The 23,152-nt window shown below is 38.1% G+C and carries 27 protein-coding genes and 1 other annotated feature; of the genes, 25 read left to right on the top strand and 2 right to left on the bottom strand.

Going from position 1 to position 23,152, the window contains the following annotated elements; genetic code table 11:
* Position 1 precedes the first annotated feature (1 nt).
* Positions 2–211: a binding site (T-box leader), on the top strand.
* Positions 212–260: 49 nt separating this feature from the next.
* The 18 genes from alaS (at position 261) to ACGLXV_RS21630 (ending at position 17,253) form a co-directional block, all read left to right on the top strand.
* On the top strand, positions 261–2,894 hold the full coding sequence (alaS, locus tag ACGLXV_RS21715) for an alanine--tRNA ligase (protein ID WP_391560250.1): 2,634 nt from the start codon (positions 261–263) through the stop codon (positions 2,892–2,894).
* A 135-nt stretch (positions 2,895–3,029) separates the two neighbouring features.
* Positions 3,030–3,299 carry an IreB family regulatory phosphoprotein gene (locus ACGLXV_RS21710; RefSeq protein WP_119709221.1) on the top strand — a complete coding sequence of 90 codons (270 nt, stop codon included), beginning with the start codon at positions 3,030–3,032 and terminating at the stop codon, positions 3,297–3,299.
* 3 nt (positions 3,300–3,302) lie between these two features.
* A complete protein-coding gene (gene ruvX / locus ACGLXV_RS21705) occupies positions 3,303–3,719 on the top strand; it encodes a Holliday junction resolvase RuvX (RefSeq protein WP_119709220.1) in 417 nt (138 codons plus the stop codon).
* Between the two features lie 17 nt (positions 3,720–3,736).
* Entirely contained in the window at positions 3,737–4,024 is a 288-nt protein-coding gene (locus tag ACGLXV_RS21700) for a DUF1292 domain-containing protein (RefSeq protein ID WP_119709219.1), read from the top strand.
* A 216-nt stretch (positions 4,025–4,240) separates the two neighbouring features.
* The gene (mltG, locus tag ACGLXV_RS21695) at positions 4,241–5,320 is read left to right on the top strand and encodes an endolytic transglycosylase MltG (protein ID WP_391560276.1); all 1,080 of its coding nucleotides are present in this window, start codon (positions 4,241–4,243) and stop codon (positions 5,318–5,320) included.
* A gap of 165 nt (positions 5,321–5,485) precedes the next feature.
* Positions 5,486–6,124 (top strand): O-methyltransferase, encoded by a 639-nt coding sequence (locus ACGLXV_RS21690; protein ID WP_391560249.1) that lies wholly within the window; start codon positions 5,486–5,488, stop codon positions 6,122–6,124.
* A 7-nt stretch (positions 6,125–6,131) separates the two neighbouring features.
* Positions 6,132–7,061, top strand: coding sequence for a peptidase U32 family protein (locus tag ACGLXV_RS21685; protein ID WP_391560248.1), 930 nt, complete (start codon positions 6,132–6,134; stop codon positions 7,059–7,061).
* A 27-nt stretch (positions 7,062–7,088) separates the two neighbouring features.
* A complete protein-coding gene (locus ACGLXV_RS21680) occupies positions 7,089–8,360 on the top strand; it encodes a peptidase U32 family protein (protein ID WP_391560247.1) in 1,272 nt (423 codons plus the stop codon).
* 6 nt (positions 8,361–8,366) lie between these two features.
* Positions 8,367–9,002 (top strand): uridine kinase, encoded by a 636-nt coding sequence (gene udk / locus ACGLXV_RS21675; protein WP_391560246.1) that lies wholly within the window; start codon positions 8,367–8,369, stop codon positions 9,000–9,002.
* 169 nt (positions 9,003–9,171) lie between these two features.
* Positions 9,172–9,648, top strand: a complete 477-nt coding sequence (gene greA, locus ACGLXV_RS21670) for a transcription elongation factor GreA (RefSeq protein ID WP_119709214.1) — start codon at positions 9,172–9,174, stop codon at positions 9,646–9,648.
* Between the two features lie 54 nt (positions 9,649–9,702).
* The gene (locus ACGLXV_RS21665) at positions 9,703–11,481 is read left to right on the top strand and encodes a peptidoglycan D,D-transpeptidase FtsI family protein (protein ID WP_391560245.1); all 1,779 of its coding nucleotides are present in this window, start codon (positions 9,703–9,705) and stop codon (positions 11,479–11,481) included.
* Between the two features lie 104 nt (positions 11,482–11,585).
* The gene (locus tag ACGLXV_RS21660) at positions 11,586–12,248 is read left to right on the top strand and encodes a YrrS family protein (RefSeq protein WP_391560244.1); all 663 of its coding nucleotides are present in this window, start codon (positions 11,586–11,588) and stop codon (positions 12,246–12,248) included.
* A 23-nt stretch (positions 12,249–12,271) separates the two neighbouring features.
* Positions 12,272–12,970 carry a 5'-methylthioadenosine/S-adenosylhomocysteine nucleosidase gene (mtnN, locus tag ACGLXV_RS21655; RefSeq protein ID WP_391560243.1) on the top strand — a complete coding sequence of 233 codons (699 nt, stop codon included), beginning with the start codon at positions 12,272–12,274 and terminating at the stop codon, positions 12,968–12,970.
* Positions 12,971–13,062: 92 nt separating this feature from the next.
* A complete protein-coding gene (locus ACGLXV_RS21650) occupies positions 13,063–13,314 on the top strand; it encodes a YrhC family protein (protein ID WP_391560242.1) in 252 nt (83 codons plus the stop codon).
* A 339-nt stretch (positions 13,315–13,653) separates the two neighbouring features.
* Complete coding sequence (locus tag ACGLXV_RS21645; RefSeq protein ID WP_391560241.1) at positions 13,654–13,794, top strand: YrzI family small protein; 141 nt, start codon at positions 13,654–13,656, stop codon at positions 13,792–13,794.
* 565 nt (positions 13,795–14,359) lie between these two features.
* Positions 14,360–15,085 (top strand): RNA polymerase sporulation sigma factor SigK, encoded by a 726-nt coding sequence (sigK, locus tag ACGLXV_RS21640; RefSeq protein ID WP_066049924.1) that lies wholly within the window; start codon positions 14,360–14,362, stop codon positions 15,083–15,085.
* Between the two features lie 123 nt (positions 15,086–15,208).
* Entirely contained in the window at positions 15,209–15,352 is a 144-nt protein-coding gene (locus tag ACGLXV_RS21635) for a hypothetical protein (RefSeq protein ID WP_162927791.1), read from the top strand.
* A 107-nt stretch (positions 15,353–15,459) separates the two neighbouring features.
* Positions 15,460–17,253: a M3 family oligoendopeptidase gene (locus tag ACGLXV_RS21630; RefSeq protein ID WP_391560240.1), complete on the top strand. Its 1,794-nt coding sequence runs from the start codon at positions 15,460–15,462 to the stop codon at positions 17,251–17,253.
* 37 nt (positions 17,254–17,290) lie between these two features.
* On the opposite strand, the gene pssA is transcribed toward ACGLXV_RS21630, so the two are convergent.
* Entirely contained in the window at positions 17,291–17,830 is a 540-nt protein-coding gene (gene pssA, locus ACGLXV_RS21625; protein ID WP_119709208.1) for a CDP-diacylglycerol--serine O-phosphatidyltransferase, read from the bottom strand.
* A gap of 117 nt (positions 17,831–17,947) precedes the next feature.
* Between pssA and ACGLXV_RS21620 the strand changes: the two genes are divergently transcribed.
* Positions 17,948–18,733: a phosphatidylserine decarboxylase gene (locus tag ACGLXV_RS21620; RefSeq protein WP_391560239.1), complete on the top strand. Its 786-nt coding sequence runs from the start codon at positions 17,948–17,950 to the stop codon at positions 18,731–18,733.
* Between the two features lie 44 nt (positions 18,734–18,777).
* On the opposite strand, the gene ACGLXV_RS21615 is transcribed toward ACGLXV_RS21620, so the two are convergent.
* The gene (locus ACGLXV_RS21615) at positions 18,778–18,912 is read right to left on the bottom strand and encodes a sporulation histidine kinase inhibitor Sda (RefSeq protein WP_119709206.1); all 135 of its coding nucleotides are present in this window, start codon (positions 18,910–18,912) and stop codon (positions 18,778–18,780) included.
* A gap of 279 nt (positions 18,913–19,191) precedes the next feature.
* Here ACGLXV_RS21615 and ACGLXV_RS21610 point away from each other — a divergent pair, with 279 nt between their 5' ends.
* From ACGLXV_RS21610 to yqeK, 6 genes are all read left to right on the top strand, one after another.
* Entirely contained in the window at positions 19,192–19,707 is a 516-nt protein-coding gene (locus tag ACGLXV_RS21610) for a YqeG family HAD IIIA-type phosphatase (RefSeq protein WP_119709205.1), read from the top strand.
* A 2-nt stretch (positions 19,708–19,709) separates the two neighbouring features.
* Positions 19,710–20,813, top strand: a complete 1,104-nt coding sequence (yqeH, locus tag ACGLXV_RS21605) for a ribosome biogenesis GTPase YqeH (RefSeq protein WP_391560238.1) — start codon at positions 19,710–19,712, stop codon at positions 20,811–20,813.
* Positions 20,814–20,887: 74 nt separating this feature from the next.
* Positions 20,888–21,718 carry a shikimate dehydrogenase gene (aroE, locus tag ACGLXV_RS21600; protein WP_391560237.1) on the top strand — a complete coding sequence of 277 codons (831 nt, stop codon included), beginning with the start codon at positions 20,888–20,890 and terminating at the stop codon, positions 21,716–21,718.
* A gap of 2 nt (positions 21,719–21,720) precedes the next feature.
* Complete coding sequence (gene yhbY, locus ACGLXV_RS21595; RefSeq protein WP_119709202.1) at positions 21,721–22,011, top strand: ribosome assembly RNA-binding protein YhbY; 291 nt, start codon at positions 21,721–21,723, stop codon at positions 22,009–22,011.
* Positions 22,012–22,026: 15 nt separating this feature from the next.
* Positions 22,027–22,614 carry a nicotinate-nucleotide adenylyltransferase gene (locus ACGLXV_RS21590; RefSeq protein WP_391560236.1) on the top strand — a complete coding sequence of 196 codons (588 nt, stop codon included), beginning with the start codon at positions 22,027–22,029 and terminating at the stop codon, positions 22,612–22,614.
* Positions 22,583–23,149, top strand: a complete 567-nt coding sequence (yqeK, locus tag ACGLXV_RS21585) for a bis(5'-nucleosyl)-tetraphosphatase (symmetrical) YqeK (RefSeq protein ID WP_391560235.1) — start codon at positions 22,583–22,585, stop codon at positions 23,147–23,149. Before ACGLXV_RS21590 ends, yqeK begins: the two co-directional genes overlap by 32 nt.
* Positions 23,150–23,152: the final 3 nt, after the last annotated feature.

The raw sequence follows: 23,152 nt of genomic DNA, 5'->3' as shown, positions 1-23,152 counted from the left end.
CGAAAACATGTTGAAGGAACAAGTATGTGATAGACCGTCTGTAGAGAGGAATTTCCTTGGCTGAAAGAAATTCTAGACGAAGGATGACAGAAAGCTATTCCGGAGTGCAGCTAATTCCTGCCGTTAACCTGCGTTAAAGGTCTTTGAGAGATGAGTGCTTTTTTGCATTCATAATCAGGGTGGTACCGCGAGCAAGCTCCTCGTCCCTGTTTTGGGATGAAGGGCTTTTTTTGTTGGAAAAAATGTTGGAGGGAAAATAAATGAAGAAACTTACAGGCTCAGAAATTCGTAAAATGTATTTAGACTTTTTTAAAGAAAAAGGACATGCAGTGGAACCAAGTGCTCCCCTCGTTCCTCATGATGATCCATCTTTGCTTTGGATTAACAGTGGGGTAGCGACGTTAAAAAAGTATTTTGATGGACGAGTGATTCCAGACAATCCAAGAATTACAAATGCACAGAAATCTATTCGTACGAACGATATTGAAAACGTTGGGAAAACAGCAAGACATCATACGTTTTTTGAGATGCTTGGGAATTTCTCTATCGGAGAATACTTCAAAGTTGAAGCCATCCATTGGGCATGGGAGTTTTTGACTGATGAAAAATGGGTAGGGTTTGAAAAGGAAAAGCTTTCCGTTACGATTCATCCAGAAGATGACGAGGCGTTTGAAATTTGGAGCAAAGAAATTGGTGTGCCGGAAGAGCGAATTATTCGCTTAGAAGGGAACTTCTGGGATATCGGGGAAGGACCTAGTGGACCAAATACGGAAATTTTCTATGATCGTGGACCTGAATATGGAAATGATGAAAGTGATCCGGAGTTGTATCCTGGAGGAGAGAATGACAGATATTTAGAGGTTTGGAACTTAGTTTTCTCAGAATTTAATCATAATCCGGATGGTACATATACTCCACTACCAAAGAAAAATATTGATACAGGAATGGGACTTGAAAGAATGGCTTCGGTTGTTCAAAATGTTCCTACTAATTTTGATACTGATTTATTTATGCCAATTATTCGCGCAACAGAAGAGATCTCTGGGGCAAAGTATGGAAATGGTAAAGAGTCTGATGTAGCATTTAAAGTCATTGCTGACCATATCCGTACCGTGGCATTTGCTATTGGTGACGGCGCACTTCCTTCCAATGAGGGTCGAGGGTATGTGTTAAGAAGATTGCTTCGTAGAGCCGTACGTTTTGCCAAGCAAATTAACATCAACCGTCCATTCATGTTTGAACTGGTTCCCGTTGTAGGGGAAATCATGGTTGATTTTTACCCAGAAGTAAAGAATAAGACCGACTTTATCCAAAAGGTCATAAAGAATGAAGAAGAAAGATTCCATGAGACTCTTAATGAGGGGCTTCAAATTCTCTCAGCGGTTATCAAAAAAGAAAAGGAAGCTGGAAGTGATACGATTCAGGGCGCAGACGTTTTCCGTCTTTATGACACATACGGTTTCCCAGTCGAATTAACAGAGGAGTATGGTGAAGAAGAGGGAATGAAGGTTGACCACGCTGGTTTTGAGAGCGAAATGGAGCTTCAGCGTGAGCGTGCACGTAAAGCAAGACAAGATGTAGACTCTATGCAGGTTCAAGGTGGAGAACTTGGTGAGATTAAAGTAGAAAGTAAGTTTGTTGGTTACGATCAGTTACAGGTTGAATCAAAGGTTCTTGCTATCGTACAAAATGGTGTAAAAATCGACAAGGCAAGTGAAGGAGAAGAAATCCAATTAATACTCGATGTCACTCCATTCTACGCTGAGAGCGGTGGGCAAATTGCTGACCTTGGTACACTATTTAGCGATGGTGTAAAAGCGGCGGTAAAAGATGTGCAAAAGGCACCAAACGGACAAAACCTTCACCGTGTACTGATTGAATCTGGTGAATTGCAAGTTAATGACCAGGTAGTTGCGGTTGTTGATGAGAACAATAGAGGGAAAATTATTAAGAACCATACGGCAACCCATTTATTACATCAAGCATTAAAAGATGTTCTTGGAACACATGTAAACCAAGCCGGTTCTCTAGTAGAACAAGATAGACTTCGTTTTGACTTCTCTCATTTTGGACAAGTAAAACCAGAGGAATTAGAAGAAATAGAGAAGATTGTAAACGAAAAAATTTGGCAGTCTCTATCTGTTCAAACAGACTATAAGGCAATTGCTGAAGCAAAAGCGATGGGAGCTATGGCGCTATTTGGTGAAAAATATGGTGATATCGTACGTGTGGTTCAAGTCGGAGATTATAGTTTAGAACTTTGTGGTGGTTGTCACGTTCCTAATACATCAGTCATTGGTCTCTTTAAAATCATATCTGAAAGTGGTATTGGAGCAGGAACTCGTCGTATAGAAGCGGTGACGGGGGAAGGTGCATTTAAGCAAATGCATAGCCAAATCCAGATTTTAAAAGACGTGGCAGGAAAGTTAAAAACGAACCTAAAAGATGTACCATCTAGAATCGATGCACTGTTAAGTGAACAAAAACAGCTTCAAAAAGAAAATGAGTCTTTAACAGCTAAGCTAGGGAATATTGAAGCAGGTAATTTGGTTAATAATGTGAAAGAAGTGAATGGAGTTCAAGTTTTGGCTGTTCGAATTCAAGGTGCTGATATGAACGGACTTAGAAACATGGTGGATGATTTGAAGCAAAAGCTTGGATCTGCAGTAATCGTACTTGGAAGTGTAAACGAAGAAAAGGTAAACTTAATTGCCGGTGTAACAAAAGACTTAATTGAAAAAGGCTATCATGCCGGTAAAATTATTAAAGAAGTTGCTACTATTTGCGGAGGTAGCGGTGGTGGACGTCCAGATATGGCCCAAGCAGGAGGAAAAGATGCTGGAAAGCTGGATTCCGCACTAAGTTTTGTAGAAGAATGGGTCAAATCCGTTTGATATTCAAGAAAAGTAGTGTAAAATGAAGGAGATTAGACTACTAAATATTTCTTCCATTGGATAGATTTGATGATAGATACTTCTATAAGAGCGGAAGTTAGCCAGCGATTACTAGATAAAGCGAGGTGCAAGAGAATGAGTACATTTGATAAAACAATGAGGTTTAATTTTCCAGAAGAGCCAATCGAACATGACGTGAAGGAAGTCCTTTTTCAAGTACATGAAGCTCTTCAAGAAAAAGGATATCATCCGATTAATCAAATTGTAGGTTACCTGCTTTCTGGAGATCCTGCTTATATTCCTCGTCATCGTGATGCTCGTAACATTATTCGAAAGCTTGAACGAGATGAAATTATTGAAGAGCTTGTCAAAAGCTATTTAAAAACACAACGAGAGGGCTCTTAACGTATGCGAATTCTCGGTCTTGACGTCGGCAGTAAAACGGTCGGCGTTGCGCTCAGCGATGAATTTGGCTGGACAGCGCAAGGATTAGAAACAATAAAAATTAATGAAGATGAAAGAATGTTTGGTTTTGACCAGATTGGTCAAATAATAGAAAAGTATGAAGTAGGAAAAATAGTAGTAGGGCTGCCTAAAAACATGAATGGTACCATTGGACCTAGAGGGGAAGCGAGTCAATTTTACGCTAGTGAGCTAGAAAAGAGGTTTTCCTTGCCTGTATTCCTATGGGACGAGCGTCTAACTACGGTTGCTGCGGAACGTGTCTTACTAGAAGCGGATGTTAGTAGGAAAAAACGTAAAAAAGTAATCGACAAAATGGCAGCAGCTATGATCTTACAAGGCTTTTTAGATAGTCAAAAATAACTTGAGGTGATTTTTCAATGCAACATGGAGAAAACAATATTACAGTAATTGATGAGGATGGTAACGAGCAACTTTGTGAGGTGCTTTTTACATTCGATTCTGATGAATTTGGTAAGTCTTATGTTCTTTATTATCCAATTGGTGCAGATGAAAACGATGATGAAGAAATTGAAATTCATGCATCTGCTTTCGTTCCAACCGAAGATAATAATGATGGTGAGTTAATGCCTATCGAGACAGACGAAGAGTGGGACCTAATCGAAGAAATGTTAAATACATTCCTAGAAGAGCAAGACGAAGAATAGAACGATAAAAAGCGGATAGCATAGGCTATCCGCCTTTTTTTTGCAATTTTTTACTTCTATTGTCGAAAAATATAGTATAATGATTCGAGAATAGTTATAAGGGAATAGTAAGAATGAGCCCTGTGAATTGGAGGGGAAACTTTGTCAACGGAAGAGAAGCAAAAGAAAGAGAATACAGGTAACAAGACTGATAAAAAAGCAATCATCCGAGAAAAGATGATTGAGAGGGAAGGCGAGGCAAGAGTCGTAAGGAAAATTGTCTTTACCATTTCAATCATCTTATTTCTACTGGTAGCAATTACGGCTGGTGGCGGATATTTTTATATTAAATCGGCACTAAAGCCCGTAGATCCAGATAATAAAAAAGAAATGACAGTAGAAATTCCAATTGGTTCTTCAGTTACTGGTATTGCAAACATATTAGAGGAACATGGGATTATTAAAGATGCACGTGTATTCAAGTACTTTGTTAAGTTTAAGAACGAGTCAGGGTTTATGGCTGGTAACTATGAACTCTCACCTTCTATGACCTTGCCAAGTATCATTGAAAGCTTAAAAACAGGTAAAGTGGAGCAAGAAGTGGTGTTTCAAATTACCATCCCTGAAGGAAAACAGCTAAAAGAAATTGCAAAAATCATCGCAGAAAAAACAAATCATACAGAAGAAGATGTATTTACAAAATTAAATGACCGTGAATTCATACAAGCACTTATGAATAAATACCCTGATTTATTAACAGAGGAAATTCTCGTGGAAAATGTTAAATACCCATTAGAAGGCTATTTGTTCCCTGCAACATATCCTTTCTATAAAGAAGACACAAAAATAGAAGAAATTATTATGGCCATGCTAGATCAGACAAAAAAGGTAATTAGTGAGTATGAGGGTGATATGGCTGAGAGGCAATATACTGCTCACCAACTATTAACCTTTGCCTCATTGGTAGAAGAGGAAGCAACTGAGAAACTTGAGCGTGACCAAATTGCCAGTGTCTTTTATAATCGTATAGATACGGGGATGCCGTTACAAACAGATCCTACCGTTTTATATGCACATGGAGAACATAAGGACAAGGTGTTGTATAAGGATTTGGAAATTGATGATCCATACAATACTTACAAATACCAAGGCTTAACACCAGGTCCAATAGCTAATGCAGGTGCTGTATCAATTGAAGCTGTTTTACATCCTGCCGAGACAGACTTTCTATACTTTTTAGCAACGGCATCTGGTGATGTATTATTCTCGAAAACTCTCGAGGAGCATAATGCAAAAAAGGCCGAGCACATCAATTAATCTGCTTCAAGGAGAAATGTTCGCATTTCTCCTTCTATTATGATAAAATAGTTCAAGTGTTTTTAAATAGCGTCAACCACAGAAGACCATATTTAGCCGTGCTGAATCCCTGTGAATTGCTGTGAACGCTATTTTTTCATGTCTAAACAAAAGAGGTGACGCAGCTTGGAAACGGAAAAGCTGCATTCTTATATAGAAGAGCTCATTCTAAATAGAACAGATCTACTAGAAGAAATGGAGCAATACGCGAAAGCTCATCATGTTCCCATTATGGAACTGTCAGGAATCGAAACGATTCTTCAAATACTGAGAATAGCTCAACCGAAAAAGATTCTAGAGGTGGGTACAGCTATTGGATATTCTGCCTTACGAATGGCCACTGTTCTTCCTGAAACGAACATCGTCACAATTGAACGGGACAGTGAGCGCTATACGGTCGCGGAGGAATTTATTAAACGTGCAAACAAAGAACACCAAATATCGATCATCAAGGGTGATGCGCTAGAAGTAGAGTCACTTATAGAAAAATTTGGTTCTTTTGATGCGATTTTCATAGATGCAGCCAAAGGGCAGTACAAGAAGTTCTTTGAAATATATTCAAAGTATTTAGCAGACAAAGGAATAATCATAACCGACAACGTCCTGTTTAAAGGACTCGTCTGTGAGGATACAATTGAGAGTAAAAGAGTAAGAAGCATGGTTACAAAAATAAAAGATTTTAACAAATGGCTAATGGAACATGCAGAATACGATTCGGTCATTATTCCTGTTGGCGATGGAGTAGCAATTAGTAAAAAGAGGTGAAGAGAAAATGAAAAAACCAGAACTATTAGTCACACCAAAAACGATTGAAGATATAGAAGCATTATGTAAAGTTGGAGCGGACGCTTTTGTGATCGGAGAGGAACGCTTTGGTCTTCGTTTGGCTGGAGAATTTTCAAGTGAAGATGTAAAGAAGGCTGTAGAAATTGCCCATTCTTTTCAGAAAAAAGTGTATGTAGCGATGAATGCAATCTTCCACAATGAAAGCATTGACGCTTTATATGACTATGTAAGGTTTGTAAAAGAAGCAAACGTAGATGCAATCATTTTCGGTGATCCAGCGGTTTTAATGGTAGCGAAAGAGGCTGCACCTGATATGCCTCTTCATTGGAACACAGAAACAACTGCAACGAACTGGTATACATGTAACTATTGGGGTAGAAAAGGGGCTAAACGTGCGATCCTTGCTAGAGAAATCAATATGGATGCGATTGTCGAAATGAAAGAGCATGCTGAAGTGGAGATTGAGGTACAAGTTCACGGGATGACAGCCATGTTCCAGTCCAAGCGTTCACTATTAGGGAACTATTATGAGTATCAAGGAAAAGCACTAGTGGTTGAAAATCGTGCCCAAAATGCGAACATGTTCCTTCATGATAAGGAAAGAGAAAACAAATATCCGATTTTTGAAGATGCGAACGGAACACATATTATGAGTCCGAATGATATGTGTATGATAGATGAGCTAACAGAGCTAATTGAAGCAGAAGTTGATTCTCTAAAGATTGATGGTGTACTACAAACATCAGAATACATTCAGAAAGTAACAGAATTATATCGAAAAGCAATTGATCTATGTGTCGAAGATCTTGATCAGTACGAAGAAGTAAAGGACGACTTATTACAGGAAGTTGAAAAGATTCAGCCAAAGAATCGTCCATTAGATACTGGATTTTTCTTCAAAGAGACCGTTTATTAATAAAACATGTGTTAAGGAGGGAAAAAGATGTCTATCGTACTAAACGATAAAATTTCACAGATTGTGAATGGAAAGCGAGTAATTGTAAAAAAACCAGAATTACTTGCTCCTGCTGGAAATCTAGAGAAATTAAAAATTGCTGTCCAATACGGGGCAGATGCTGTATTTATCGGTGGACAAGAATACGGACTTCGCTCAAACGCAGGGAACTTTACTTTTGATGAAATGAAAGAGGGAGTAGAGTTTGCTAAGAAATATGGTGCGAAGATTTATGTAACAACAAATATTTTTGCTCATAATGAAAATATAGATGGATTAGAAGAATATATTCTTGGTTTAAAAGGAGCTGGGATTGCAGGTATTATTGTTGCTGATCCTCTTATCATTGAAACATGCCGTCGATTAGCTCCTGAAATTGAAGTGCATTTAAGTACACAACAGTCTTTATCCAATTGGAAAGCTGTCCAATTCTGGAAGGAAGAAGGATTAGAACGTGTGGTACTTGCACGTGAAACTAGTGCGGAAGAAATTAGAGAAATGAAAGAGAAAGTCGATATCGAAATTGAAACATTCATCCATGGTGCAATGTGTATCGCATACTCTGGACGCTGTACATTAAGTAATCATATGACAGCTCGAGACTCAAACCGTGGTGGATGCTGTCAGTCTTGCCGCTGGGATTATGACCTGTATTCGCTTGATCAACAAGATGAAGTAGCTCAATTTAGCGAAGGTGATGCACCGTTTGCGATGAGCCCTAAGGATCTTAAGTTAATTGAGTCCATTCCTCAAATGATTGAGCTTGGTATTGATAGTTTGAAAATCGAAGGTCGTATGAAGTCCATTCACTATGTGGCAACAGTTGTTAGTGTGTACCGTAAAGTAATTGATGCTTATTGTGCGGACCCTGAGAACTTTGTTATTCAAAAAGAATGGTTAGAAGAACTTGATAAATGTGCAAACCGTGACACGGCTCCTGCTTTCTTTGAAGGAGTTCCTGGGTATAAAGAGCAGATGTTTGGAAATCATAGCAAAAAGACAACTTTTGACTTTGCTGGATTGGTGTTAGACTATGATGCTGAAAATCAAATGGTAACACTTCAGCAGCGAAACTACTTTAAACCTGGTCAAGAAGTAGAGTTTTTTGGACCTGAAATTGAGAACTTTACAACTGTTGTTGAAAAAATTTGGGATGAGGATGGCAATGAGCTAGATACAGCAAGGCATCCAATGCAAATCGTAAAGTTCAAATTAGACAAGCCGGTTTACCCAAACAACATGATGCGGAAGGAGATTTAAACTAGCATGAAGCGCAAACCCGTTGTTATTGGTGTAGCCGGTGGCTCCGGCTCCGGGAAAACGAGCGTAACAAAGTCGATTTACGAGTCGTTTAAAGGGCATTCAATTTTAATGCTCGAGCAAGATTTTTATTATAAAGACCAATCGCATTTGCCTTTTGAGGAGCGTCTAAAGACGAATTATGACCACCCACTAGCATTTGACAATGATTTACTAATTGAGCATATTGAAAGTCTTCTCCGCTACGAAGCGATTAATAAGCCTGTGTATGACTACAGTGTTCATACCCGTTCAAGTGATGTCATCCATGTTGAGCCCAAGGATGTAATTATCCTTGAAGGGATCCTCGTATTAGAAGACGAAAGACTTCGTAACTTGATGGATATTAAGTTATACGTAGATACTGATGCGGACCTTCGTATTATTAGACGATTGGTAAGAGATATAAAAGAACGCGAGCGCTCAATGGATTCAGTCATTGACCAGTATGTAAATGTGGTACGGCCAATGCATAATCAATTTATTGAACCAACGAAACGTTATGCAGATATTATTATCCCAGAAGGTGGCCATAATTTTGTCGCAATTGATTTGATGGTCACAAAAATTCAAACAATTCTTGAACAAAAATCATTTTTATGAAACAATAAAAAGCAGTAATGCAAATGTTTCCCAAAATAAGTCCAGTTGGACGTTTCATGCGCGCCCTTTTCATAAGGACGCGCTCCTATGCATTTACCGTAAGATATAACTACATAAGAAGAATACACAATCTATTTGGGGGTTGTGAAACTAGAAGGAGTGAAGGGTTTTGGCTACAGAAAAGGTTTTCCCGATGACTTTAGCTGGTAAAGAAAAATTAGAGCAAGAATTAGAACATTTAAAATCAGTAAAACGTAAAGAAGTCGTAGAGCGTATTAAAATTGCTCGTAGCTTCGGAGACTTATCTGAGAACTCAGAGTATGACTCGGCTAAAGAAGAACAAGCATTTGTTGAAGGTCGTATTACAACGATTGAAAATATGATAAGAAACGCAAAGATTATTAAAGAGGATGAACTTGCTACCGATGCGGTTGCTTTAGGTCGTTCTGTTACGTTTATTGAGCTTCCTGGAGGCGACGAGGAAACGTATTCAATCGTAGGAAGTGCAGAAGCAGATCCATTTGAAGGCAAAATCTCTAATGATTCTCCAATTGCCAAAAGCTTGATGGGTAAGAAGGTTGGAGACGAAGTAACGGTTCAAACGCCTGGTGGAGAAATGAATGTACGTATTACAAATATTAAGTAAATTGGTTTGAAATAAGAAAACCTCGTCAACACTTTTGACGAGGTGTTTTTTATTATGTGGAGAAAACGGGCAGTGGTATGGTTAATTATTTGTATAATAGCAATTAGTCTCTTAATAGGAAGGCTTGTTCAAGTGCAGCTCGTTTCAACAGAAAACTTTACAAAACATAACGTTAATCTCCTTGAGGCGAGTGTTGTTCAACGCTCACAACAAATGGTGATTGATAATGGGAGAGGCGGGTTTCTTGATCGCAATGGAGAGTCACTTGTTCACCGTAAGATTCCGGTTCTCATTCTCTTTCCGTTTTTGAAGAATATGGAGTGGGATAGTGAACAGGTCGCAGACATTATCAATGTTCCTGTGGAATCAATTGAATACAGAGTGAAACAAGCGGAAGACCCTTTCGCCTATGGCGATCCGAATCCACTTAAACTAACAGATGCTCAAATGGAGCAAATTAATGCTCTGAAAATACCAGGAGTGTTTGCTGTAGAAAGGAAATATTCACTAAATGAGTATCCAGCTGAACAGCTTATAGGTATTACGGGACAAAATACAGCTGAATTACAAAAACGATATCCTGATAAAGACTTGCTAGAACAGACAGTGATTGGGTTAACCGGATTAGAAAAAAGCTTTGATGAATTTTTGCTTCCTGATGGAAATTCCAAGCTTATCTACCATGTTGATGCAAAGGGTGGACCGCTGTTTGGGATTGATGTGAAATATGTCGAACCAGCCAATCCTTTCTATCCAGTCAATATTAAAACAACGATAGATAAAGATATTCAGGAAATGGCTGAAAATCTAGTTGACCAATATAAAATTAGTAAAGGAGGACTTGTCCTTCTAGACTTAGAGACGAATGCTGTCCTTGCTATGGTATCTAGACCTAACATTAATAAGGAAAAGCCGTTTGAGGATGGTTCAAGTGGTCTGAAGAATATGATGATATCTGAGCAAATTATTGGGTCTGTTTTTAAAACGGTTGTGGCTGGAGCCGCCATTGATTATGAACTAGATGATCCCACTCGAATGTATGATTGTAGTAAAAAAATAAATGGCCAACCAGACTTAGTGTATGAACATGGAATGTTAAACTTTACGGATAGCTTTGCAAGGAGCTGTAACAATACTTTTGGTACGATAGCAAAGGAATTAAAGGATATTGACCCTAATATACTCGAGGAGTATGCAAATAAATTATCTCTCGTAGGTTCTGTTGGATGGAACGGTGATATCTATCATTTCTCTAATTTTAAGCAGCTTCAAGAAGAACAAAAAGGCCGTGTGTTTTTATCAGAGGATGCTAAAAATGATAACAACTTTGTTGCTTTGACAGGAATCGGTCAGCATGAGGTACGTGCAACACCACTGGCTGTTGCCAATATGATGGGGACTATTGCGAAAGGTGGAGTAAGGGAGAGTGTTAGAGTCGTTTCAGAAGTGGAATATAAAAATGGGAACTCACTACTACCATTCGAAAAGCAAGCTCTGCCTGGCGAATCGATTTCTCCTTATACCGCAATGAAGCTTCAAAAATTATTGCGTGAAGTGGTTGTAAATGAAAATGGAACGGGGAGATGGTTTCAAGAACTGCCATATGCCGTTGCTGGGAAGTCAGGAACAGCTGAAACGGGAATCTTTAAAGATGAGAAACAATTGCATAATAAATGGTTTGCTGGTTATTTCCCATACGATAACCCTAAATATGCTCTAGTAACAGTAAATTTAGGGGTTTATGGGGACGAAGGTGGAGTTAACGGATTATTTGCCGATATGGTAAAAAACGTATATAACTTTGATCATAATGAGCCTCTGTCGAAACGTTAATGTATTTGTAACGTGATTGTCCTTTTCGATTTACGGGTTAAATGGTAGAATGTATAGCGAGTTCGCTCTTAAAAGGATGTTCAAAAGAGGTCTAGGAGGTTCGTATGATGCAAGATGATTATCAGCAATCAAGGTTCAATCAAAGGTCGAAGCGTCGTAAAACAAATCTGATTTTAAATGGTCTCATTGGAATAGTATTGGTTTTAATTATTGTTGTTTCCGGGGTTATTTTTTTGGGGAACGATGATAAAGCTACGACAGTAAAAGAGCAAGAACAAAGCGTAGAAGCTTCAAATGAAGCGAATGAAGGAGAAGAGTCCTCGAAGGAAGAGACAGAAGGATCTGACTCAGAAACGGATGAGGAAGATTCGTCTACTGAGTCTTCGTCCTCGAATGAAGAGTCAAGCGAGGAAGCTAGCTCTAATGATAACGAAGAGGCAATTGTGACAGAAGGCGGGGCGGATTCTAATGTAGTCAGAACCATTGTTAACCCAAATTGGGAGCCAATCGGAACGAGCCAAACAGGTGAACACACGAACGTGTATAGTGGTGTGGATTGGGATGAAATGGTTTCTGCCATTGAATATGCCACTGGGCTATCAGAGGATAATATGACGATCAAGTTCCTTGGAAATGATGGTCATAATAAATCAAAAGGAACCGTCTTTTCAAAGGACAGAACCCAAATTTATCGTGTTTCCATTGAGTGGGTTGATGGTCAAGGTTGGAAGCCTACATTAGTGGAAGAGCTAGCGTCGATAGAATAAACAATAGAGAGAGGTCTTTATAAGTGAAAATCGCAATTATTGGTGCAATGGAAGAAGAAGTAGCTTTACTAAGAGAAAAAATCAGCAATCAGGAACAAGAAACTATTGCAGGATGTGAGTTTACAACAGGTAGTATGGATGGTGCGGAGGTAATCCTATTGCGCTCAGGGATAGGGAAAGTAAACGCAGCAATGTCCACAACGATACTATTAGATAGATTTAAACCTGATTATGTTATTAACACAGGTTCAGCAGGAGGCTTTCATCCTGATTTAAATGTAGGAGATGTTGTTATCTCTTCTGAGGTTCGCCATCATGATGTAGACGTTACAGCATTTGGATATGAGTATGGTCAAGTACCACAGCTTCCTGCAGCGTTTGAGGCCAATTCCGGGCTTGTTGAGATAGCAGAGGAAGCTGCAAAGGAAATTGGTAGTGTGCAAGTTGTGAAAGGATTAATCGCAACGGGCGATTCTTTTATGAATGATCCAAAGCGTGTGGATGCTATCCGTGATAAATTTCTTAATTTACAGGCAGTCGAAATGGAAGCAGCTGCTATTGCCCAAGTTTCCTATCAATTTGGGATTCCATTTGTTATCATTCGTTCATTGTCTGATATCGCTGGGAAAGAATCCGATGTTTCATTTGAACAATATTTAGAAAAAGCAGCACTTCATTCAGCTTCTTTGGTTATGAAAATCGTCGAAAAGCTTAAAGGCTGATTGAACAACTTAGAAAAATTGCTATTAATTACATCCTCACTAACACAGCGTTCTATGATAAAGTAGTTTCATAGAACAAGAGAAGGTTGCAGGTGAGTATAGTGAAAGATAGCAGCGCAGGAAAAATGCTTGAAGAGAAAATGATTGATTTTAAAAGGTTTGCGGTTGTTTTACTTGCCGTAGGAAGCTTTTTTTACCTAGGTGTTATCATTCCATCAGGTGAAAAAGTGCTAACCGATCTATATATTATGATGTGCTCATCTATGCTGTTTTTAGCGGGTTCTATTTACTTTTTTACTTTATCGAAGCAAATAAAAACAAAGCTTGATGACATAAATGAATAGAAAGATAGCTCTCAGTCTCCCTGAGGGCTATTTTTTTTAGAAAATCTTAAAAAAGGGGTTTACATAATTGGTAATAGTGGATATAATTACCACTGTAAGCAATAATTTCTAAAAAGGAGGTCGAGTGAAATGATTAAATTATCTGTAGCAATTGAAAAGAAGACAACTAAATGTTTCACGCATTCGACCATTAGGAATGAATTGCTTAAGTAAATGTGAAGATAACTTATGCCATTTCAAGCCGCTTGGAGAATGTACTCTTGCGGCTTTTTATATGCCTAAAAGTCGCAGGGGGATCCTTGCGGCTTTTTTGTGTGCAAAAATAAGGAGGTGATAGATATGACCCTGAATATATTATTCTTAACGGTAACGATTAAAAAACGTAACGTGTCAGCTGCTGAATTTGAACGAGCAGAAAAGGCGAAAAAGCAATATGAAGCTACTCGCGATCGTATGCTTTCCATTCAACGATTATTTTAAGGTAAGGTTAATAACAAAACTAAAAAATAAAGAAAGGTGGGAATGAAGATGATTTATTTCATGCAAGATCGTAAGGCAGTTTTATGGGTGGAGAAAGATACCACCTAACGAATTTGTGGTGAGGAGGGGAAATCGATGTTCCTCCGTGTATTGTTGCTATCTCTAGAAATGTATTGCTTAAGAAAATCAAAGAAGAGTTCTTCCCCCGGAGATATCTCTTAGATTTAAGTGACTTAGCGCATTATGAAGGCTTCATAAGTAACAAAATGTTCACATCCTTTCTCCATTTTGCTCTGAAAAATATGTTACATTCGAAGTAACAAAAGGGAGAGAAGGGGTGGTAACATGTTCGCAATCGTTATGGGTTTAATTATATGCGGATCTGTAGGTTGTATAATTGCTGCCGAAGTTTCCGTAGAATAGAAGCTTAAAACACCGACCTCGCTGTCGGTGTTTTTTAATAATCATTTTCTATTTAAATATAATTAAGTGGGACAGACAAATACGACCACCTCTCTTCATAGGTATTAACATGGAGGAAAGTCCTGAAAGTGGGGTGGAATAAATGTCAGGTATATTGACTGCACTTAGCTATTTAGTAAAGGAAATTGTGTTTTTAGTTTCCTATGTTAAAAATAATGCATTTCCACAACCATTATCATCGGCGGATGAAAAGAAATATTTACGATTAATGGCAGATGGTGATGCTCATGCTCGTAATATGCTTATTGAACATAATCTCCGTCTCGTCGCTCATATCGTTAAAAAATTTGAGAATACGGGGGAAGATTCAGAGGATTTAATCTCCATTGGAACAATTGGATTAATTAAAGCCATTGAAAGCTATTCTGAAGGGAAAGGAACAAAGCTTGCTACGTATGCGGCCCGTTGTATAGAAAACGAAATTCTCATGCATTTACGGGCTTTAAAAAAGACAAAAAAAGATGTGTCCCTTCACGATCCAATTGGTCAGGATAAAGAAGGAAACGAGATCTCATTAATCGATGTCTTGAAATCAGAATCTGAGGATGTCATTGAAACCATTCAACTAAATATGGAGCTTGAAAAGGTAAAAGAATTTATAGACGTGCTTGATGACAGGGAAAAGGAAGTAATCGTTGGCCGATTTGGTCTCGATTTAAAAAAGGAAAAAACGCAAAGAGAGATTGCCAAAGAATTAGGCATATCAAGAAGCTATGTTTCAAGAATTGAAAAGAGAGCATTAATGAAGATGTTTCATGAATTTTATCGAGCGGAGAAGGAAAAGCGAAAGCGTGATTCTCAAAGTTAGAAAGTAGTAGGCATAGAGCAATCTATGCCTATTTGTATACACGGAAAGTCCGCACCTGCCTACACCAATATGGACAATGAACATACATTGATTAGTAGGATAAAGTGTAAAGGAGGGTAAAAAATGCCATACGGTTATCCTTATCCATATGCTTATCAAGCACCATATTATGGTGGCGGTGGAGTAGCTTTAGCACTGCTTATCGTTTTGTTCGTACTGTTGCTCATATTCGGTGGTTGGTGGTATTTTACTGGTTATCGATATTAATTTTAGGACCCATCATCAAGGTGGGTCTTTCGGTTTTCGAAACTTTTCGTAGAGTTTTCGGAAAAATAAATTTATAATGAAATAGACAATGATTAGGAGGGGTATGGATGACAAAAGGAAGTACTTATTATGATGTATGGGACCTTGACGTGTTTTTTTCAGGGGGAAGTTCTTCTCAAGCATTTATTAATCACATACATAGCTCAAAAGAAGATGTTGAAAGGTTTCGAAGTAGGGTAACAGACTGGCAGCCATCGAATAAAATAACAGATCAAGAACAAATTGCAGAAATCGTTGAATTCTTTCAAAGAGTTGCGAAAGAGATTCGCCAGGCAGGAGCATTTGTTAGCTGTTTACATGCACAAAATACAAACGATAAGAAAGTAAGCGGACTTCGTGGGCAAGTAACTGAGCTTAGTGCTAGTTTACAAAATGCTCTCACTGTTTTTGATCAAAAATTAACTACTTACGATGATCAAATTTGGGAAGAACTGTTGCAGGTAGAGGCTTTACATCAATTGCAGTTTGTGTTAAATGAAAGACGTATCAATGCATTAGAGAGACTTTCTCAGGAAGAAGAAACAATCATTAATGCATTAAGTATTGATGGCTATCATGGATGGGGGCAATTATATGATACCATCGTTGGTACGATTAAAGTTCCGTTTAAAGAAGGAAACGAAACAAAGGAATTATCAGTTGGGCAGGCAGCCAACAAGTTCTCACATCCTGATCATGTGGTAAGAAAATCCATCTTTGAAGGCTGGGAGGAATCTTGGTCTGAAAAAGCAGAGTATTTGTCGAAAACACTCAATCACCTTGCCGGATTTCGTTTAAACACTTATAAGCTTCGCGGATGGGAAGATGTATTAAAGGAGCCTTTACAAATAAATCGTATGCAGAAGAAAACATTAGATACGATGTGGCAGGTTATTTCCGATGCCAAAGCCCCTTTTGTAACATTTTTAGAGAGAAAAGCGAAGTTACTAGGGAAGGATCGGTTAAGCTGGTATGACTTAGATGCACCCATCGGTCAGGTAGAATCAAAGGTTTCATATGAAGAAGGTGCTGAATTTATTATTGAGCATTTTTCACGCTTTGGAAAAGAAATGACCGGTTTTGCGAAAAAGGCATTTGAACAGAAATGGATTGAAGCTGAAGATCGCCCTGGAAAAGCACCAGGTGGTTTTCATACCTTTTTCCCTGAGAGCAATCAGTCAAGAATATTTATGACGTTCTCAGGAACACCTTCTAATGTTTCAACTCTTGCACATGAATTAGGTCATGGCTTTCATACATATGCGATGAGAGATCAACATTATTTAAATAGAAATTATGCGATGAATGTAGCAGAAACAGCCTCGACCTTTGCAGAGATGATCGTAGCTGATGCTTCTGTCAAACAAGCGAAGAACCCAGAGGAAAAGCTAGCGTTATTAGAGGATAAAATACAGCGTTCAGTAGCATTATTAATGAATATTCACGCTCGCTTTCTATTTGAAACACGCTTCTATGAGGAAAGAAAAAATGGAGTCGTAGGAACAGATCGTTTAAATCAATTAATGAAAGAAGCACAAGAAGAGGCATATGGTGGAGCTCTAGCTGAATACCATCCTTTGTTCTGGGCCTCTAAGCTACATTTCTTTATCACAGGTGTTCCTTTTTATAATTTTCCTTACACATTTGGTTATTTATTCTCTTTAGGAATTTATGCAAAGGCACTAGAAGAAGGGGAAGGCTACGAGGAAAAGTATATTGCTCTGTTAAAGGATACAGCATCTATGACAGTAGAGGAATTAGCTTGGAAGCATTTGAATGTTGATTTAACAAAGCCTGATTTTTGGGAAAAAGCAGTACAACAATGTATAGCAGATGTTGAGGAATTTTTATCGTTAACTTAAATGAGAAAATATAGACACGGGCTTTTTAAGGCTGTGTCTATATTTTTTTTAATTTGAAAGGACTAACCATGAAAAAAGAAAGAATAATAATGAAAAAGAGGAACATCTCAGGAAGTAGGGACGGGAGCAATAGGTAGCTAAAAGTCAATAAGCAGCCAGCAGCTGTAATCGGTAAACCCGTAAAATAGCTTTGATTCTCACTAATATTAAAGCGAGCAAGTCGAAATGCCCCACAGGCGATATAAAAAATCGTAAAGAATGTTCCAGGAAAGTCAAACTCAAATAATATTCCTTGATAAATCAATAGTGCAGGTGCGACACCAAATGATATAATATCACTCATGGAATCTAATTGTTTGCCAAGTTCTGATTCAATATGAAGTTTTCGGGCAACCATTCCATCAAATCGGTCAACGAAAGCGGCAATAAAAATTAATAAAAGGCTCAAATCTAAATTCCCTTTAAGGCTCTCAATCACTGCGAATCCACCGAGAAAGAGATTGATGAAAGTTAATAGATTGGCCGTTTGAATCCTTAATTTTTTGAGCGTTTGATCGAGTACGTTTAATAAAAACAAATATGCCTCACCCCTATATTAAAATGGATAAAAAACATCTTAATTATAAGTAATGATTGGTTATCTTGTTTTATTCGTTTATTGTGTGAGAATTTTCCCATAACGGAGGTCAATCCATTGTTTCAAACTATTTATCGTTTTATGATTGAATTAACCAATGGCAAATGGTCATCATTGCTGTTGAAAAGATTTGCTACATCAAATATGAGTCGTTATGTCGTTCCTCACTTCTCAAGAATCTATCAAATCAATACGGAGGAAATGAAAGGAGATCTCAAGGAATTTTCCACACTTCATGATTTCTTTATACGAAAGTTAAGGAAAGGGAGTAGACCGATTGATCAGGATGTGCAAGCTGTTACTAGTCCAGTGGATGCCGTACTTGAGGAAGTTGGACCTATTTCAGAACAGAAATTGATTGAAGTGAAGGGGAAAACATACTCGATTGCAGAGATGCTAGGGAATAATGAACTTTTACAGAAATACATACATGGTACCTTCATGGTTTTGTACTTAAGCCCGAGTCATTACCATCGTATTCATAGTCCTGTAGCTGGAAGGGTTACAGCCAGTTGGACTCTCGGAAAGAAATCATATCCAGTCAATTCTCTTGGGTTAAAGTATGGGAAAAGTACACTTTCGAAAAATTATCGGACAGTGACTGAAATTCAGCATCAGACGGGTCATATAGCAGTGGTGAAGGTGGGAGCCATGTTCGTGAACTCCATAGAAGTTACACGTGAGAATGAACATTTAGAGAAAGGGCAGGAACTCGCGTATTTTACATTTGGATCAACGGTCGTTTTATTGTTTGAGAAAGACTCCATTCAATCAACTTCAGAAAAATCGCTTCCATTTCCTATTAAAGTGGGGGAAAGAATTGCGTTATTAAAAGAGACATGATATTGTTTTGTGAGCGCAAAGAAAAAAGCCCAATAAAGGGCTTATTAGACAATGATTTTGTGAGTTAATGAACGACGGTGAATTTCTGTCTCAATTAGATAAATAAAATCTTTGCTTAGTTGTAGTTCTCTTGCTTTAAAATACGATTCAACAAGCAAGTCATCCGATAATTTACGCAATGGAAATCACACCTTTCTTTTTTTGAGAATGGTTCTACTGCATAGTGATTCATCATAAAATGTAGGCTATGTAGCTGTACTCCTACTCTATCAAAATTAATAAAACAGAACAACCGTTCTGTTATCCACAAGTTGTGGTGGATAACTTGTGATTAATTTGTTTATAAAAGAGTAATTCCTTTTTATGACAGTGTGAGTTATGTGCATAAAGTTATCCACAGTGTTGAAGGAACGTGAAATTTGTCGAAAAATTTTCATTAATTTAATGAGGTGTAAGAAATGCTTAAAAAGTTTTTGCCAGATCAGCATGTCAAAAGTATTTTTGAAATTACTCCTGAAAGTCTGAAGGAAAAGGGAGTAAAGGCGATCATAACTGATTTAGATAACACTCTTGTCGAATGGGATCGGCCAAATGCAACACCGAACCTTATCAAATGGTTTGAGGAAATGAAAAAACACAATATTATAGTGACCATTGTGTCTAATAATAATGAAGGAAGAGTGAAAGCTTTTTCTGATCCGCTGAAAATTCCTTTTATTTTTCAAGCTCGTAAGCCGATGGCAAGAGCCTTTAAAAAGGCTATGAAGCAAATGGGAACATCTAAGGAAGAAACGGTGGTTATTGGAGACCAGCTACTTACAGATGTTCTGGGTGGTAATCGCAGCGGGTTACACACTATTCTTGTTGTACCTGTAGCCTCAACAGATGGGTTTGTGACAAAGTTTAATCGACTAGTTGAGCGGAGAATACTGAATTGGTTCCGTAAAAAAGGAATGATTGTATGGGAGGATTAAGTTTGAGTGAACAGTTTTCGTGTATAGGCTGTGGGGTAAATATCCAAACAGAGGATAAGGAGGCTTTAGGCTATGCGCCTCCATCTGCGCTTGAAAAGGAAGTTATTATTTGCCAACGCTGCTTTCGTTTAAAACACTATAATGAGATTCAGGATGTTAGTTTAACAGATGACGACTTTCTAAAAATATTGAATGGATTATCCCAGACGGATGCACTTATTGTAAAAATTGTCGATATTTTTGACTTTAACGGTAGCTGGTTACCAGGACTACACCGTTTTGTAGGGAAGAACAAAATCCTGCTAGTTGGAAATAAAGTGGACCTTCTGCCTCATTCTGTTAAACCAAATAAAGTCATTCAATGGATGAAGCGAGAGGCAAAAAAACTGGGTTTGCATCCAGAAGATGTGTTTTTAGTGAGTGCACATAAAGGTCATTTTGTTCGTGAAGTAGCGGAAGCAATCGACGAGTATCGAAATGGCAAGGATGTGTATGTAGTAGGTTGTACAAATGTTGGGAAATCAACATTTATTAACCGTATTCTTAAAGAAGTATCGGGAGAAGGGGATGTAATTACCACTTCTCATTTCCCTGGAACGACTCTTGATATTATTGAGATTCCACTTTCTGACGGTAAGCATCTCATTGATACACCAGGAATTATCAATCATCACCAAATGGCTCATTTTGTAAGTAAACAGGATTTAAAAATTATTACTCCCAAAAAGGAAATAAAGCCAAAAGTCTTTCAATTGAACGAAGGACAAACTTTATTTTTCGGAGGACTTGCACGATTTGATTTTATAAGTGGGGGAAGACAATCATTTGTTTGTCATTTTTCTAATGAAATTAATATTCATCGTACAAAACTTGATCATGCCGATGAGTTATACAAAAAGCATGTGGGTGACATGCTCTCACCTCCAAGAACTGATGAATTAGAGGAATTCCCACCACTCGTTCGCCATGAATTTATGATTAAAGAAGAAAAGACAGATATCGTGTTTTCCGGTCTGGGCTGGATAACGGTAAACGAACCAGGTGTGAAGATTGCAGCGTATGTCCCTAAGGGTGTTCATGCAATGATCAGAAAATCACTTATATAATTTAGCTATTTGAGTAAATCAGCTTGATCAACCTCATGAAGTACTCTAGGCTACAACAAGGGAGAGGAATTTTTTTGAAAAAGCTGTATGCGGTAATAGGGGATCCAATCGCTCATTCTATGTCGCCTGCCATGCACAATGATTTATTTGGCTTTTATGATATAGACGCTCATTATCAAGCGCTTCATGTGAGAAAAGGAGACTTACAGAAAGCGGTCATAGGGTTAAAAGCGGTTCAAATTAGTGGGTTTAATGTGACTGTTCCACATAAGGTCGATATCCTTCCGATGCTTGATCGCTTAGATCCTTTAGCAAAAGCAATCGGTGCAGTTAATACAGTTGTAAATGAGGATGGCGAACTTGTTGGTTACAACACGGATGGCGAAGGGTCAGTAAAAGGAATTATGAATATTATTCCGAATCTTTTCAACCACCGAATTCTCATAGTTGGAGCTGGTGGGGCTGCAAGAGCTATTTATTTTACTTTAGCTTCAATGGGGATTAAAAATATAGATGTTACCAATCGTACGAGTGAAAAAGCAGAAGAATTAATTGCTCAATGTCCATATACAGTTAACTCCAGTGTATTACTACGTGAGGAAGCTGAGAACCTGTTGGATGATTATGATATTATCATACAAACAACATCGATTGGTATGGCACCGGATGTAGAATGCCAACCGCTCTCATTACATAACTTAAAAGAAAATAGTTTTGTAAGTGATATTATATACAACCCACTTGAAACTCTATTTTTGCGTTCTGCAAAAGAAAAAGGGGCTCGTACGCAAAATGGAATTGATATGTTCGTTCTTCAAGGAGCATTAGCATTTAAAAAATGGACTGGAATTTTCCCGGACCAAAAAAGAATGGAAAAATTGGTTTTAAACCGATTAGGAGGATAAGGATGTTAACTGGTAAGCAGAAAAGATTTTTACGTTCGAAAGCACATCATCTCAACCCTATTTTTCAAGTAGGAAAAGGTGGAGTGAACGATAATATGATTAAACAAATCAATGAGGCATTAGAGGTTAGGGAGCTTTTGAAGGTAAGTGTGTTACAGAATTGTGATGAGGACAAGGACGAAGTAGCAGTTAAGTTATCGTCAGGCTGTAAGGCAGAGCTTGTTCAAGTCATTGGATCAACCATTGTTCTATATAAAGAGTCTGAGGAAAATAAACAAATACAGCTTCCTTAACCAGAGGAGGTCCTTATGAGGAAAATTGGAATTTTAGGGGGGACCTTTGATCCGCCCCACAATGGACATCTGCTTATTGCAAACGAGGTATTAGAATTCTTAGGGCTAAATGAAATATGGTTTTTACCTAATTCAAAGCCACCGCATAAATCAACAAGCGGGACGAGCACCATCCATCGAGTGACCATGCTTGAAAAGGCAATAAGTGATCATGCTCATTTTAAAGTTGAAAAGATAGAGTTGGAGCGAAGTGGTCCGTCCTATACGTATGACACGATGAAACTTCTCCAAGAAAAAAATGATGGTACAGAGTTTTATTTTATTATCGGGGCAGATATGGTTGAATATTTACCAAAATGGTACAAGATTGATGATTTAATGAAACTTGTTACGTTTGTCGGAGTGCAAAGACCAGAACACGTATTGCAGACAAGTTATCCGGTTATCTATTTAGATATTCCGGAATTTGCCGTCTCTTCTAGTTTAATAAGAGAAAGAGTAAAGAATGGGAATACTATTCATTATCTTACCCCTGACTCCGTCATACAGTATATAAAGGAGCATCAGTTATATGGATCGAGCGAAAGCGTTAGAGATTGTTAAAGAGCAATTAACCGACCATCGTTATCAGCATACACTAGGGGTAGAAGAAACAGCGTTAAAGCTAGCAAAAAAATATGGAGCAAATGAGAAACAAGCGGAGTTGGCAGCGATCTTTCATGATTATGCTAAGTTTCGTCCAAAGGAAGAGATGAAGCAAATCATCCTTCGTGAAAAAATGCCAGAGGAACTGCTTTCCTATAACAGCGAACTTTGGCATGCTCCAGTAGGCGCCTATTTAGTGGAGAAGGAAGTCGGTATTCATGATCATGAAGTACTAGAGGCAATTCGTTACCACACTTCTGGTAGGCCGCATATGTCATTGCTTGAAAAAATAATTTATGTGGCTGATTACATTGAGCCAGGAAGGCAATTTCCAGGTGTCGATGAGGTCAGAGAGGTAGCGGATAAGAATTTGAATGAAGCATTGTTACTTTCCATTCAAAATTCAATCATTTTCTTAATAAAAAAGAAACGAGCAGTTTTTCCGTTAACGCTCCAAACGTATAACTATTTCATTCATTTAAAGGAGGACTGATTG

This window comes from Robertmurraya sp. (genome assembly GCF_036676585.1).
Lineage (GTDB): Bacteria > Bacillota > Bacilli > Bacillales > Cytobacillaceae > Robertmurraya_A.
The sequence above is the reverse complement of the archived record's forward strand: the minus strand, read 5'-3'. Positions and strand labels throughout refer to the sequence as shown.